Below are 14,438 nucleotides of genomic sequence, written 5' to 3' on the forward strand. Positions count from 1 at the left end.
GACCGCATTCAAATGTAGGAGTGAGCCTGCTCGCGAAGGGGCCAGAACAGGAAACACAAAATCCGAGGCAACAAAAAAGGCCCGTATCGTGAGATACGGGCCTTTTTCGTAAGTCGGGGAAAATCAATTACTTGATTTTGCCTTCCTTGTAGATCACGTGCTTGCGAACAACCGGATCATATTTCTTGATCTCGATTTTGTCCGGGGTAGTACGCTTGTTCTTGTCGGTAGTGTAGAAGTGACCAGTACCGGCGCTCGAGATCAAACGAATCAATTCACGCATGATTAGCTCCCTTAAATCTTGCCATCGCGGCGAAGTTCGGCGAGCACGACAGTGATGCCACGCTTGTCGATGATACGCATGCCTTTGGCAGATACGCGCAGACGCACAAAACGTTTCTCTTCTTCAACCCAGAAGCGGTGATGCTGCAGGTTCGGCAGGAAACGACGACGGGTTTTGTTGTTTGCGTGGGAAATGTTATTCCCAGTCACCGGACCCTTACCGGTAACTTGACATACTCTCGACATGCCTCAGCCCTCTAAAACCACATGCCCAACCCGGCATGGGTTGGCCGCTTAATCTCTCAGTCATTTGGCGCCAGGCGCCGCGTTTCTTTAGAGGTCTTACCGGCTACACCTACAGTGAAGGAACCGGGCCCCTAGAAAAGAGCGCTGCTTTATACCAGAAAGACTTCGGAGCAACAACATTCGGTGTGCAAACAATCCACAAAAAGGCGCTTTTTCAGCCTGCGAACGCCTTGGATAAAGGCTGGCATCGATTTTTACCACTCGTCGCAGAAAACCACCCTTGCGGGTGTTTCAGACTTTTGGCCGCGCCCTGCAGCCTGAAAAACGGCCATCACTGTGCCCCGAAAATGCAAAAAGGGGATAGTCATTTGTAATCCAGACCTCTAGGGTAGGCCTTTTCCAGACTGCACTTGCAGATGGGCCTTCGATCTGTAAAAGGAAACCGACCATGCGCCTCGCTGCCCTACCCCTGTTGCTTGCCCCGCTCCTGCTGAGCCCCCTGGCCCAGGCCGCCGCGCTGAGCGTCTGCACCGAGGCCAGCCCGGAAGGGTTCGACGTGGTGCAATACAACTCGCTGACCACCACCAACGCCTCGGCGGACGTACTGATGAACCGTCTGGTGGACTTCGATACCGCCAGCGGCAAAGTCGTGCCGAGCCTGGCCGACAGCTGGGAAGTCAGCACCGATGGCCTGACTTACGTGTTCAAGCTGCACCCGCAGGTGAAGTTTCACACGACCGAATACTTCAAGCCGAGCCGCGAGCTGACCGCCGAAGACGTCAAGTTCAGCTTCGACCGCATGCTCGACCCGGCCAACCCGTGGCACAAGGTTGCTCAAAGCGGCTTCCCGCACGCACAGTCGATGCAACTGCCTGCGCTGATCAAGAAAATCGACGCACTCGATCCGCTGACCGTACGCTTCACTCTTGATCATCCGGATTCAACATTCCTGGCGACCCTGAGCATGGGCTTCGCCTCGATCTACTCCGCCGAATACGCCGACAAACTGATGAAAGCCGGCGCGACCGACAAGCTCAACAGCCAGCCGATCGGCACTGGCCCGTTCGTGTTCAACCGTTTCCAGAAAGACGCAGCGATTCGTTACAAGGCCAACCCGGATTACTTCGGCGGTAAGCCTTCGGTGGATCCGTTGATTTTCGCCATTACCCCGGACGCTAACGTGCGCCTGCAAAAACTGCGGCGCAATGAATGCCAGATCGCCCTGTCACCGAAGCCACTCGACGTACAAGCCGCGCTGAAAGAACCGACGCTGAAAGTCGAAAAGACTGACGCGTTCATGACCGCTTTCGTCGGCATTAACAGCCAGCATCCGCCGCTGGACAAGCCGGAAGTGCGTCAGGCAATCAACCTCGCCTTCGACAAGGCCAACTACATCAAGGCTGTGTTTGAAGACACCGCCGAAGCCGCCAACGGCCCTTACCCGCCGAACACCTGGAGTTACGCGAAGAACCTGCCGGGTTACCCGCACGATGTCGCCAAAGCCAAGGCATTGCTGGCCAAGGCCGGGTTGAAGGACGGTTTCCAGACCACCATCTGGACGCGTCCTTCCGGCAGCCTGCTGAATCCGAACCCGAGCCTGGGCGCACAGATGTTGCAGTCAGATCTGGCGGAAATCGGCATTCAGGCGGAAATCCGCGTGATCGAGTGGGGAGAGTTGATTCGTCGCGCCAAGGCCGGCGAGCATGATCTGCTGTTCATGGGCTGGGCCGGCGATAACGGCGACCCGGACAACTTCCTCACGCCGCAGTTTTCCTGCGCGGCGGTCAAGTCGGGTACCAACTTCGCACGCTACTGCAATGCCGATCTGGACAAGCTGATCAGCGCCGGCAAGACCACCAGCGAGCAAGGCGTGCGCACCAAGCTGTATGAGCAGGCGCAGACGCAGATTCAGCAGCAGGCGCTGTGGTTGCCGCTGGCGCACCCGACAGCCTATGCGCTCACACGCAAAGACGTTCAGGGTTACTCCGTGAGCCCGTTTGGCCGTCAGGACTATTCCAAGGTCAACCTCAAATAACCTGCCTTACACATAACCTGTAGGAGTGAGCCTGCTCGCGATGGCGTCATTTCAGTCAACCCATTCGGTGACTGGAAAATTGCTATCGCGAGCAGGCTCGCTCCTACAGGGGTATAGCGTTTGTCCCTGAGAACTACATCCAGCCACACTCCGCCATCGACAGCGGCTCCCCATCGCCAACGATGAAGTGATCGAGCACCCGCACATCGATCAACTCCAGCGTCTTCTGCAGACGCTTGGTCAGCAATCGATCTGCCTGACTGGGGTCGGTATTCCCCGATGGATGGTTGTGGCACAGGATCAGCGCCGCCGCGTTATTGGCCAGACATCGCTTCACAACCTCGCGGGGATGCACGCTGGTGTTGTCGATCGAGCCACGAAAAAGTATCTCGAAATTCAGTACTTGATGTTTGGAGTCGAGAAACAGGCAACCAAACACCTCATGCGGTTCGTGACGCAGCATCGCTTTCAGATAATCGCGAACGACCTGAGGGTTTTCCAGGGCTGGTTTCTGCCGTGATTTCTCAGCCAGATGCCGCCTGTTCATTTCCTGAGCCGCCTGCAGTTGCGCAAACTTCGCCGGCCCGAGCCCTAATTGTTTGCTGAATGCGTGCTGATCGGCCTCAAGCAGCAAACGCAGGCTGCCGAATTGAGTCAACAGATTGCGCGCCAGGTCCACAGCGCTTATTCCGGGCAATCCGGTGCGCAGAAAAATCGCCAGTAACTCAGCGTCCGAAAGACTCGCTGCCCCGTGTTCCAACAACCTTTCCCGCGGGCGTTCCGCCGCAGGCCAATCGCGAATACTCATACACATTCCCTGTCTGTGGGCGCCGCTGTTCCGTAGCGGTCGCTGTGATATCGTAGCCCATCTTTTTTGCGGTCGATTCAACCCTGGGGAGGGGCATCGCATCGCAGTCATCAACGAAATGAAAGGCAGACCTATGCAGCGGCTGTATCGGAAACGCATCGTTCTGGGCGTCGGCGGCGGCATCGCGGCCTACAAGAGCGCTGATCTGGTTCGTCGCCTGATCGACCAGGGCGCCGAAGTGCGCGTGGTCATGACCCATGGCGGCGCCGAGTTCATTACCCCGCTGACCATGCAGGCCTTGTCCGGCCACCCGGTGCACCTCGACTTGCTCGACCCTGCCGCCGAAGCCGCGATGGGCCACATCGAGCTGGCCAAATGGGCCGATCTGGTGCTGATCGCCCCGGCTACCGCCGACCTGCTCGCCCGCCTGGCGCAAGGCATCGCCAACGATTTGCTGACCACTTTGGTGTTGGCCACCGACGCTGTCGTCGCCGTTGCTCCGGCCATGAATCAGGCGATGTGGCGCGATCCGGCGACTCAGGCCAACCTGCAACTCCTCGAAAGCCGTGGCCTGAAGACCTTCGGCCCGGCATCGGGCAGTCAGGCCTGCGGCGACGTCGGCATGGGCCGCATGATGGAAGCCACCGACCTCGCACAATGCGCGGCGGACTGCTTCCAGCGGCAGGCGCTGACCGGTAAACACGTGGTGATTACCGCCGGCCCGACCCAGGAAAACATCGACCCGGTGCGCTACATCACCAACCACAGCTCCGGGAAAATGGGCTTTGCCCTCGCCGAAGCCGCAGTTGAAGCCGGCGCTCGCGTAACCTTGATCAGCGGCCCGGTGCACCTGCCGACGCCGGATCGCGTCACCCGTATCGATGTGGTCAGTGCCCGCGACATGCTCGCGGCCTGTGAGTCGGCGATCCCGTGCGACGTGTTCATCGCCTCTGCAGCGGTCGCGGACTACCGCCCGGAAGTCGTTGCCCCGCAAAAACTCAAGAAAGATCCTACGAGTGGTGACGGCTTCGTCCTGCAAATGGTGCGCAATCCAGACATCCTGGCCACCATCGCAACCCGTCCCGACCGTCCGTTCAGTGTCGGCTTTGCCGCCGAGACCGAACACCTGCTCGACTACGCTGCACGCAAGCTGAAGGACAAGAATCTCGATTTGATCGTCGCCAACGACGTCGCCAACCCGAGTATCGGTTTCAACAGCGAAGAAAACGCCTGCAGCGTGATTGACCGTGCGCTGCACGCCACGGTTTTCGCCCAGACCAGCAAGAGCAAGATCGCTCGCCAACTGGTCACTTTTATCGCCGAACGTCTGAACCAGGTTTAATTTACATGCACGCTTTGCAAGCCAAGATCCTCGACCCACGCATCGGCACCGATTTCCCGCTGCCGCAATACGCCACCCCGGGCTCCGCCGGCCTCGACCTGCGCGCCATGCTGGATCAGGACATCGTGATCAAACCGGGTGAAACCGTGCTGATCCCGACCGGCCTGTCGGTTTACATCGGCGACCCGAACCTCGCCGCGCTGATCCTGCCGCGCTCGGGCATGGGCCATAAGCACGGCATCGTGCTGGGCAATCTCGTTGGCCTGATCGACTCCGACTACCAGGGCCCGCTGATGGTGTCCTGCTGGAACCGTGGCCAGACCGATTTCACCATGACCGTCGGCGAACGTCTGGCGCAACTGGTGCTGGTACCGGTGGTGCAGGCGCATTTCGAAATGGTTGAAGAGTTCGTTGAAACCGAACGCGGCACCGGCGGGTTTGGCCACACCGGCACCAAGTAACCGAGTACATCTCCTGTAGGAGCTGCCGCAGGCTGCGATCTTTTGATTTTGATCTTAAAAAACAAAGTCAAAAGATCGCAGCCTTCGGCAGCTCCTACAGGGGAAATTTGTGCAGTTTCAGCGACAGGTTTTAACACCGTAAATCAAGGTTTTGCCGGCCCAAGGCCACGCCAGCCGAGGCGTCATGGCCCTTTCACACCACGAACTCTCTGTGAAAAACGCCGTCATACCCTTCAGTTTGAGCCTGCCGTCGAACGATTCGTCGGTCTGTCCCGCCACTTTCGAGATGGAGCATTTCCGTAGATGAGCACCCCAGCCAAGATCGCCCCGAAGCTGCCCGACAGCATTTTCCGCGCCTATGACATTCGCGGCACCGTGCCGGAATTCCTCAATGCCGAAACCGCTTACTGGATCGGCCGCGCCATCGGTTCGCAGAGCCTGGCTCAAGGTGAGCCGAACGTATCCGTCGGTCGCGACGGTCGCCTGTCCGGCCCGGAGCTGGTTGCCGAGCTGATTCGCGGTATCGCCGAAAGCGGCTGCCATGTCAGCGATGTCGGTCTGGTGCCGACGCCGGCGCTGTATTACGCCGCCAACGTCCTGGCCGGCAAGTCCGGGGTGATGCTCACCGGCAGCCACAACCCGTCGAACTACAACGGTTTCAAGATCGTCATCGCCGGCGACACCCTCGCCAACGAACAGATCCAGGCCCTGCACGAGCGCCTCAAGACCAACAACCTGAGCAGCGGCGCGGGCAGCGTCACCCAGGTCGAGATCCTCGACCGCTACAACACCGAAATCGTCCAGGACATCAAACTGGCGCGGCGCATGAAGGTCGTGGTCGACTGCGGCAACGGCGCGGCCGGTGTGATCGCCCCGCAATTGATCGAAGCGCTGAACTGCGAAGTCATCCCGCTGTTCTGCGATGTCGACGGCAATTTCCCGAATCATCACCCGGATCCGGGCAAGCCTGAGAACCTCGTCGACCTGATCGCCAAGGTCAAGGAAACCAACGCCGACATCGGCCTGGCCTTCGACGGCGACGGCGACCGTGTCGGCGTGGTGACCAACACCGGCAGCATCGTCTACCCCGATCGCCTGCTGATGCTGTTCGCTCGCGACGTCGTGGCGCGCAACCCGGACGCGGAAATCATCTTCGACGTCAAATGCACCCGTCGTCTGGTGCCGCTGATCAAGGAATACGGTGGTCGGCCGCTAATGTGGAAGACCGGTCATTCGTTGATCAAAAAGAAAATGAAACAATCCGGTGCGCTATTGGCCGGTGAAATGAGCGGGCACATCTTCTTCAAGGAGCGCTGGTTCGGTTTCGACGACGGTATCTACAGCGCCGCACGGCTGCTGGAGATCCTCAGCAAGGAAAAATCCACTGCGGAAGAGCTGTTTGCGACCTTCCCGAACGATATTTCTACGCCGGAAATCAATATCCATGTGACCGAAGAGAGCAAATTCAGCATCATTGATGCACTGCACGACGCACAGTGGGGCGCAGGCGCTGACCTGACCACCATCGACGGCGTGCGAGTCGATTACGCCAAAGGCTGGGGCCTGGTGCGCGCGTCCAACACCACACCGGTGCTGGTGCTGCGCTTCGAGGCCGATGACGAGGCTGAACTACAGCGCATCAAAGACGTGTTCCACGCCCAATTGAAACGTGTTGCACCTGATCTCCAACTACCGTTCTGATCCACCCGGAGCCCTGAATGACCCTCGAACGCGATGCCGCCGCCAACACTGCCAAGGTCCTGTCCGAAGCGCTGCCTTACATCCGACGCTATGTCGGCAAGACCCTGGTGATCAAATACGGCGGCAACGCGATGGAAAGCGAGGAGCTGAAAACCGGCTTCGCCCGCGACATCGTGCTGATGAAAGCTGTGGGCATCAACCCGGTGGTCGTGCACGGCGGCGGCCCGCAGATCGGTGACCTGCTCAAGCGCCTGTCGATCGAAAGCCACTTCGTCGATGGCATGCGCGTCACCGACGCGGCGACCATGGACGTCGTGGAAATGGTCTTGGGCGGTCAGGTCAACAAAAGCATCGTCAACCTGATCAACCGCCACGGCGGCAGCGCCATCGGCCTGACCGGTAAAGACGCCGGGCTGATTCGTGCGAAGAAGCTCACCGTGACCCGCCAGACCCCGGAGATGACCCAGCCGGAAATCATCGACATCGGTCACGTCGGCGAAGTCGTCGGGATCAACACCGAGCTGCTTAACCTGCTGGTCAAAGGCAACTTCATCCCGGTCATCGCGCCGATTGGTGTGGGTGAGAACGGCGAGTCGTACAACATCAACGCCGATCTGGTGGCCGGTAAAGTCGCCGAGGCGCTGAAAGCCGAGAAGCTGATGCTGCTGACCAACATCGCCGGCCTGATGGACAAGTCGGGCACGGTGTTGACCGGTCTCAGCACGCAGCAGGTCGATGATCTGATCGCCGACGGCACCATCTACGGCGGCATGCTGCCGAAGATCCGTTGCGCGCTGGAAGCGGTTCAGGGCGGCGTGGGCAGCTCGCTGATCATCGACGGTCGCGTGCCGAACGCGATCCTGCTGGAAATCTTCACCGACACCGGTGTGGGCACGCTGATCAGCAATCGCAAGCGTCCTTAAGCTTTAGCGCAAACAAAAAGACCCCGCTCAGCCTGGCTGAGCGGGGTCTTTTTTTTCACCGCATTCGCTGTGGGAACGAGCCTGCTCGCGAAAGCGGTCTCTGCATCACATCAATGTTGAATGTGAAGGCCTCTTCGCGAGCAGGCTCGCTCCCACAGTGCTCTGCGGTTAAACGCCGAACTGGGCGCGATAGGCTTCCACCGCTGGCAAGTGCTGCTTGAGCTGCGGATCGTCAGCCAAGAACTCCAGCACCTGATTCAACGAAACAATGCTGATCACCGGAATGCCGAAATCACGCTCGACTTCCTGGATCGCCGACAACTCACCGTTGCCACGCTCCTGACGGTTCAGCGCGATCAGCACGCCAGCGGCCTTGGCGCCGTCCTGGGAAGCGATGATCTGCATCACTTCGCGGATTGCCGTACCCGCAGTAATTACGTCATCAATGATCAGCACGTCCCCAGTCAGCGGGGCGCCAACGAGGCTGCCGCCTTCACCGTGGGCCTTGGCTTCCTTGCGGTTGAAGCACCATGGCAGGTCACGGTCGTGATGCTCGGCCAGCGCGACGGCAGTGGTCGCCGCCAACGGAATGCCTTTGTAGGCCGGGCCAAACAGAACGTCGAAGGGAATGCCGCTTTCGGCAATGGCTGCAGCGTAGAAGCGCCCCAGCTGCGCCAAGGCCGAACCCGAGTTGAACAGGCCGGCGTTGAAGAAGTAAGGACTGGTGCGCCCGGACTTCAGGGTGAACTCACCGAAGCGCAAAACGCCGCGATCGATGGCAAAACGAATGAAATCGCGCTGATACGCTTGCATGAAAAAAACCCCAAATACCACGGATTTAGCTAATTAGCTTGACGCCGTGTATCATACACGCACGCGATTTTTGGGGCCATTTATGCGGATCATCAGTGTGAACGTCAATGGTATTCAGGCTGCAGTCGAGCGTGGTTTGCTCAGTTGGCTGCAAGCACAGAATGCCGACGTCATCTGCCTGCAGGACACCCGTGCCTCCGCCTTTGAACTGGATGACCCAGCCTTCCAACTGGATGGCTACTTCCTTTATGCCTGCGATGCTGAAGTCCCTGCCCAAGGCGGCGTGGCTTTGTATTCGCGGTTGCAACCGAAGGCTGTCATCAGCGGTCTCGGTTTCGAGACGGCCGACCGCTACGGGCGCTACCTGCAAGCAGATTTCGACAAAGTCAGTATTGCCACCTTGCTGCTCCCTTCGGGGATGAACGGCGATGAGGACTTGAACCAGAAGTTCAAGCTCATGGACGACTTCGGCAAGTACCTGGACAAACAGCGACGCAAACGTCGCGAGTACATTTATTGTGGCTCGCTGTACGTGGCGCAGCAGAAGCTCGACATCAAAAACTGGCGCGACAGCCAGCAATCCCCGGGCTTCCTGGCGCCAGAACGCGCCTGGATGGACGAGATTGTCGGCAACATGGGTTATGTCGATGCCCTGCGCGAAGTCAGCCGTGAAGGCGACCAGTACAGCTGGTGGCCGGATAACGAACAGGCCGAGATGCTCAATCTGGGCTGGCGTTTCGATTACCAGATCCTGACCCCGGGCCTGCGACGCTTCGTGCGCAGCGCACGCCTGCCACGTCAGCCACGGTTCTCGCAGCACGCGCCACTGATCGTCGACTACGACTGGACGCTGACCATCTAAGCGTCGTTTCGCAGTTAAAAAATGCCCGTATCGCAAGATACGGGCATTTTTTATGCGTCACGTCCAGGCAGGCTCGAATTCAGACAGCTGCGAAGAACGGCAAAGCCAGATACAGCTTGATGACGATGACATTAATGATGTCGATGAAGAACGCCCCGACCATCGGCACCACCAGAAACGCGATCTGCGAGGGACCGTAGCGCTGTGTCACGGCCTGCATGTTGGCAATGGCAGTCGGCGTGGCGCCCAGGCCAAAACCGCAATGCCCCGCAGCCAGCACGGCCGCGTCGTAGTTGCGCCCCATCATCCGGAACGTCACGAAAATCGCGAACAACGCCATGACCAGCGCCTGTACAGCCAGAATGATGAAAATCGGCAACGCCAGTGCGGCCAGATCCCACAACTTGAGCGACATCAGGGCAATCGCCAGAAACAGCGACAAGCTGACATTACCCAGCACCGACACTTCACGCTCGAACACCTGATACAGGCCCAGCGCCGAGAGCCCGTTGCGCAACACCACGCCTACAAACAGGACACAAACAAACGTTGGCAAATCGAATGCGGTCCCCTGCAGCAGACCGTTCAACAGATTGCCCGCCAGCAAACTGACCGCGATCAGGGCGAGTGTTTCTATAAACGAAAACGGCGTAATCGAGCGTTCTTTGTTTGGTTGCTCGAAGCCTTTTGGCAACCGCGGCGGCGCATCCTGACTCTGACAACCGGGCAGTTGCACTCGCTTGATGAGCAAGCGCGCGACTGGTCCGCCGATCAGACCACCCAGCACCAGGCCAAACGTCGCGGATGCCATCGCCAGTTCCGACGCAGACGCCAGACCGTACTTCTCGCTGAATACCGTACCCCACGCAGCACCGGTGCCATGACCGCCCGCCAGAGTGATCGAACCGGTCAGCAGCCCCATCAATGGATCAAGCCCGAGCATTTTTGCCAAGCCGATACCCATGGCATTCTGCACCACCAACAGCCCGGTGACCGCCAGGAGAAATACCCCAACTATGCGGCCGCCTTTCTTCAGGCTGGCAAAGTCTGCGCTCAGACCAATGGTGGCAAAAAAGGCCAGCATCAAAGGTGTCTGCAGGGAAGTATCGAAACGAATTTCAATATCGAACATTCGCAGCAGCAATAAAAGCAAGGCAACTACCAAGCCACCCGCGACAGGCTCGGGGATATTGTAACTGCGCATGAAACCAACACGCATAACGAGCCCGCGCCCTAGCAGAAGCACTAACGAGGCGGCCACAAGTGTTCCGTAAAAATCGAGCTGAATCATTGGGATTATTCTTGGCTATATATTCAGAGGCGAGCTGTTTACCTGCACGCGCCTCATGAACCGGCTGATTGTCTCAACACTGATTACTCGGAAATTCAAAAGCCTTCGATGGCTTGAATATATCTTAATATTTCAGGAGAAATATTATTCGGCCAACTTTAACAATCGTCGCCTTTGATTCCAAGGCCATGAATCCAAACTAAGCCAATACAGTTGTGACCAAAAGTGTATATACGGAAAGAGTATCGACCAGTCATCGCAGTCAGATTATTCCTACATATAGCAGAGACTAATTTAGTTGCATAAATAAAAATACCCTGACAGGTCAGGGCATTGATTTTAAACTTTTCGAGCTTGTTATTTGATCAGTCGCCAGGTAAACGGATATCGGTAAGGAAAACCTTCATTGGCTTTCACACCGGCGATGATCGTCAAAACCAGCGCGCCGATCGCCAGTATCCCCAGCAGGAAGAACCCGATGATCAGAACCATCAGCAGGAAGCAAATCAACGAGGCGATGGCGACGGTGATCTGAAAATTCAACGCCTCCTTGCCCTGCGCATCGATGAACGGATCTGTCTCGCGCTTCATCTGCCAAAGGATCAATGGTCCGATCAGATTGCCGAACGGAATCCAGATCCCCAGCAAGGCGGACAAGTGACAAAACATCGCCCACTGGCGAACCTCCTGGCTCGGTTTGGGCAGCAACTCTTGCTCGTCACTCATCGTGTCCTCCTTGCGGTTATGCACCTGCTCAGTCGGCCAGTGCAGCCTTTTGCAGTTCGAAGATTTCGTTCATGCCCTGCTTGGCCAGCTCCAGCATGGCGTTCAAGTCTTCCGGCTGGAACGGCGCGCCTTCGGCAGTGCCCTGTACTTCGATGAAACCACCGGTGCTGGTCATCACCACGTTGAGGTCAGTCTCGGCGGCGGAATCTTCAAGATAGTCCAGATCCAGCACGGCTTCGCCCTGATACATGCCAACCGACACGGCACCGATCATTTGCTTGAGCGGATCGCCGCCTTTGAGGCCGCCGCGCTTCTTGATCACTTTCAACGCGTCAACCAGTGCAACCATGGCACCGGTAATGGAAGCGGTACGAGTACCGCCGTCAGCCTGGATCACATCGCAGTCGACATACAGGGTGACATCACCCAGCTTGGACATGTCCAGCGCAGCGCGCAGGGAACGGCCGATCAGGCGCTGGATTTCCAGAGTGCGACCGCCCTGCTTGCCACGGCTCGCTTCACGCTGGTTACGCTCGCCAGTGGCGCGCGGCAGCATGCCGTACTCGGCGGTCAGCCAACCCTGGCCCTGGCCTTTGAGGAAGCGCGGCACGCCGTTTTCGACGCTGACGGTGCAGATGACTTTGGTATCACCGAATTCGACCAGCACCGAACCTTCGGCGTGCTTGGTGTAGTTGCGGGTAATGCGGATCGAGCGGAGCTGATCGGCAGCGCGACCACTTGGACGTTTCATAGGAGATACCTGTACTGAGGACGGAAAACTGCCGAGCATTATAGAGCGCTGCACCGCCCCTGGGCACTCGCTAAAAAATCGGGACGACGACTGAAGCCCTTGAAACACCCATTACCGACGGGCTGCAGCCCTTTGTCACACCGTGTGTTTGGGCGCATTCGCCGCACTGCGCTACAATCCTGCGCCTTTGCTGCCAGTCGGCTTAAATTCATTGATATCGAGCCTGCGGAACATCTGCTGCGCCGATCTGCATTGCGAGGTCACCGCCATGGTGCACAGCATGACCGCCTTCGCCCGCGTCGAAAAAGCCGGCGCCCAGGGCACCCTGAGCTGGGAACTGCGCTCGGTCAACAGCCGCTACCTTGAACCGCACCTGCGTTTGCCGGAGTCGTTTCGCGACCTCGAAGGCGCGGTGCGTGAAGCGCTGCGTCAAGGTCTGTCGCGAGGCAAACTGGAATGCACCCTGCGTTTCACCGAAGAAAGCACCGGCAAAGCGCTGCAAGTCGATCGCGAGCGCGCCGCGCAGTTGGTCGCTGCGGCCGAGACCGTTGCCGGCCTGATCAAGAATCCTGCCGCACTGAATCCGCTTGAGGTGCTGGCCTGGCCCGGCGTACTGGTCGGCGATGCGAGCGACCCGCAGGCACTGAACGCCGACGCACTCGCCCTGTTCAATCAAGGCTTGAAAGAGTTGAAGGCCGGCCGCGAGCGCGAAGGCGCGGAGCTGGCACGCTTGATCAACGAGCGCCTGACCTCTATCGAAGAAGACGTCGTGACCCTGCGTGAACTGGTGCCGCAAATGCTCGCCACTCAGCGCCAGAAGGTCCTCGATCGCTTCACCGACATGAAGGCCGAACTGGATCCACAGCGCCTCGAACAGGAAATGGTCATGCTCGCGCAAAAGAGCGACGTGGCCGAAGAACTGGATCGCCTGAGCACCCACATCATCGAAGTGCGCCGGGTACTGAAGTCCGGTGGTGCGGCCGGACGCCGCCTCGACTTCCTGATGCAGGAACTCAACCGCGAAGCCAACACACTGGGCTCCAAGGCCTTCGATCCGCGCAGCACCCAGGCGGCCGTCAACCTCAAAGTGTTGATCGAGCAGATGCGCGAACAAGTGCAGAATATTGAGTAAGGCAACCCCGACATGACCCACAGCACCGGCACCCTGTACATCATTTCCGCGCCATCGGGCGCGGGCAAGAGCAGTCTGGTCAAGGCTTTGACCGATGCCATACCGGAAATTCGCGTTTCGGTTTCCCACACCACCCGCGCCATGCGCCCAGGTGAAGTGGACGGCGTGAACTATCACTTCGTGACCCGCGAAGAGTTCGTGAAAATGGGCGAGCACGGCGACTTCCTCGAACGCGCCGAAGTCTTCGGCAACTTCTACGGCACCTCGCAAAGCCGCCTGCAGCAGACGCTGGACGAAGGTCACGACCTGATTCTTGAAATCGACTGGCAAGGCGCCGAGCAAGTGCGCAAGCTGATGCCGCAGGCACGCTCGATCTTTATCCTGCCGCCGTCGCTTCAGGCCCTGCACCAACGCCTGACCAACCGCGGTCAGGACAGCGACGAGATCATCGACGGCCGGATGCGCGAAGCGGTCAACGAGATGAGTCACTATGTCGAGTACGACTACCTGATCATCAACGATGATTTTGCTCACGCACTGGACGATCTGAAGGCGATTTTCCGCGCCAATCAGCTGCAACAGAAACGCCAGCAAGTACGTTTCGGCAAATTGCTGGCCGAATTGCTCGGATAATCAGCACTTCCCAAAACCGCTGCAAGCGCTTTACATTGGTGCTTGCAGCGCGTTGAAGGGCTTGGTGAAAAAATCAGCGCTTCCCTAATCGCTGGTGATTTTTTAAACTGTCGAGTCCGCTCGCCCAACCGGGCAGCGCGCATATTGCATTCGCTCCGAGGAATACCATGGCCCGCGTAACCGTTGAAGACTGCCTAGAACACGTGGAAAACCGCTTTGAGCTGGTCATGCTCTCTACCAAGCGTGCCCGTCAACTGGCCACCGGCGGCAAAGAGCCACTGGTCCAGTGGGAAAACGACAAGCCGACTGTTGTCGCCCTGCGTGAAATCGCTGAAGGCCTGATGAGCTACGAGTTCATCGCCGAGCAGGAAATCGTCCAGGAAGAGCCGCTGTTCGCAGCGTTCGAGGACGAGTCCAACGAGGCCGTCTAAG

The 14,438-nt window shown here is 58.4% G+C and carries 15 protein-coding genes and 1 pseudogene; 9 read left to right on the plus strand and 7 right to left on the minus strand.

Features of this window, described 5'->3' with window-relative positions:
• Positions 1–127: 127 nt before the first annotated feature.
• Together rpmG and rpmB are read right to left on the minus strand one after the other, a co-directional pair.
• Positions 128–283: a 50S ribosomal protein L33 gene (rpmG, locus tag PspS49_RS28765; RefSeq protein ID WP_003177274.1), complete on the minus strand. Its 156-nt coding sequence runs from the start codon at positions 281–283 to the stop codon at positions 128–130.
• A gap of 11 nt (positions 284–294) precedes the next feature.
• Entirely contained in the window at positions 295–528 is a 234-nt protein-coding gene (rpmB, locus tag PspS49_RS28770) for a 50S ribosomal protein L28 (protein WP_007920377.1), read from the minus strand.
• 448 nt (positions 529–976) lie between these two features.
• Between rpmB and PspS49_RS28775 the strand changes: the two genes are divergently transcribed.
• The gene (locus PspS49_RS28775) at positions 977–2,563 is read left to right on the plus strand and encodes an ABC transporter substrate-binding protein (RefSeq protein ID WP_127930229.1); all 1,587 of its coding nucleotides are present in this window, start codon (positions 977–979) and stop codon (positions 2,561–2,563) included.
• Positions 2,564–2,696: 133 nt separating this feature from the next.
• Here the strand turns inward: PspS49_RS28775 and radC are convergent, their stop codons facing one another.
• A complete protein-coding gene (gene radC, locus PspS49_RS28780; RefSeq protein WP_160042336.1) occupies positions 2,697–3,371 on the minus strand; it encodes a DNA repair protein RadC in 675 nt (224 codons plus the stop codon).
• Positions 3,372–3,504: 133 nt separating this feature from the next.
• Here radC and coaBC point away from each other — a divergent pair, with 133 nt between their 5' ends.
• From coaBC to argB, 4 genes and pseudogenes are all read left to right on the plus strand, one after another.
• On the plus strand, positions 3,505–4,713 hold the full coding sequence (coaBC, locus tag PspS49_RS28785) for a bifunctional phosphopantothenoylcysteine decarboxylase/phosphopantothenate--cysteine ligase CoaBC (RefSeq protein ID WP_095119812.1): 1,209 nt from the start codon (positions 3,505–3,507) through the stop codon (positions 4,711–4,713).
• A 5-nt stretch (positions 4,714–4,718) separates the two neighbouring features.
• On the plus strand, positions 4,719–5,174 hold the full coding sequence (dut, locus tag PspS49_RS28790) for a dUTP diphosphatase (protein ID WP_038359240.1): 456 nt from the start codon (positions 4,719–4,721) through the stop codon (positions 5,172–5,174).
• Between the two features lie 297 nt (positions 5,175–5,471).
• Positions 5,472–6,875 (plus strand): annotated as a pseudogene (locus PspS49_RS28795) (phosphomannomutase/phosphoglucomutase); the annotation flags it as partial.
• Positions 6,876–6,892: 17 nt separating this feature from the next.
• Complete coding sequence (argB, locus tag PspS49_RS28800; RefSeq protein ID WP_007954443.1) at positions 6,893–7,798, plus strand: acetylglutamate kinase; 906 nt, start codon at positions 6,893–6,895, stop codon at positions 7,796–7,798.
• 168 nt (positions 7,799–7,966) lie between these two features.
• Here the strand turns inward: argB and pyrE are convergent, their stop codons facing one another.
• A complete protein-coding gene (gene pyrE / locus PspS49_RS28805) occupies positions 7,967–8,611 on the minus strand; it encodes an orotate phosphoribosyltransferase (RefSeq protein WP_008078597.1) in 645 nt (214 codons plus the stop codon).
• A gap of 82 nt (positions 8,612–8,693) precedes the next feature.
• Between pyrE and PspS49_RS28810 the strand changes: the two genes are divergently transcribed.
• Positions 8,694–9,473, plus strand: a complete 780-nt coding sequence (locus PspS49_RS28810) for an exodeoxyribonuclease III (protein WP_007920349.1) — start codon at positions 8,694–8,696, stop codon at positions 9,471–9,473.
• Positions 9,474–9,552: 79 nt separating this feature from the next.
• Here PspS49_RS28810 and gltS read toward each other — a convergent pair whose 3' ends face one another.
• The 3 genes from gltS to rph all read right to left on the minus strand — a co-directional run bounded on the left by gltS (position 9,553) and on the right by rph (position 12,241).
• The gene (gene gltS, locus PspS49_RS28815; protein ID WP_160042338.1) at positions 9,553–10,764 is read right to left on the minus strand and encodes a sodium/glutamate symporter; all 1,212 of its coding nucleotides are present in this window, start codon (positions 10,762–10,764) and stop codon (positions 9,553–9,555) included.
• A 357-nt stretch (positions 10,765–11,121) separates the two neighbouring features.
• The gene (locus PspS49_RS28820; protein WP_007920344.1) at positions 11,122–11,490 is read right to left on the minus strand and encodes a DUF4870 domain-containing protein; all 369 of its coding nucleotides are present in this window, start codon (positions 11,488–11,490) and stop codon (positions 11,122–11,124) included.
• Positions 11,491–11,518: 28 nt separating this feature from the next.
• Positions 11,519–12,241 (minus strand): ribonuclease PH, encoded by a 723-nt coding sequence (rph, locus tag PspS49_RS28825; protein ID WP_016985814.1) that lies wholly within the window; start codon positions 12,239–12,241, stop codon positions 11,519–11,521.
• Positions 12,242–12,509: 268 nt separating this feature from the next.
• Here rph and PspS49_RS28830 point away from each other — a divergent pair, with 268 nt between their 5' ends.
• From PspS49_RS28830 to rpoZ, 3 genes are all read left to right on the plus strand, one after another.
• Complete coding sequence (locus PspS49_RS28830) at positions 12,510–13,373, plus strand: YicC/YloC family endoribonuclease (RefSeq protein ID WP_127930232.1); 864 nt, start codon at positions 12,510–12,512, stop codon at positions 13,371–13,373.
• A gap of 12 nt (positions 13,374–13,385) precedes the next feature.
• The gene (gmk, locus tag PspS49_RS28835) at positions 13,386–14,006 is read left to right on the plus strand and encodes a guanylate kinase (RefSeq protein WP_007920339.1); all 621 of its coding nucleotides are present in this window, start codon (positions 13,386–13,388) and stop codon (positions 14,004–14,006) included.
• 167 nt (positions 14,007–14,173) lie between these two features.
• Entirely contained in the window at positions 14,174–14,437 is a 264-nt protein-coding gene (gene rpoZ, locus PspS49_RS28840; protein WP_127930233.1) for a DNA-directed RNA polymerase subunit omega, read from the plus strand.
• Position 14,438: the final 1 nt, after the last annotated feature.

Source organism: Pseudomonas sp. S49 (genome assembly GCF_009866785.1).
Lineage (GTDB): Bacteria > Pseudomonadota > Gammaproteobacteria > Pseudomonadales > Pseudomonadaceae > Aquipseudomonas.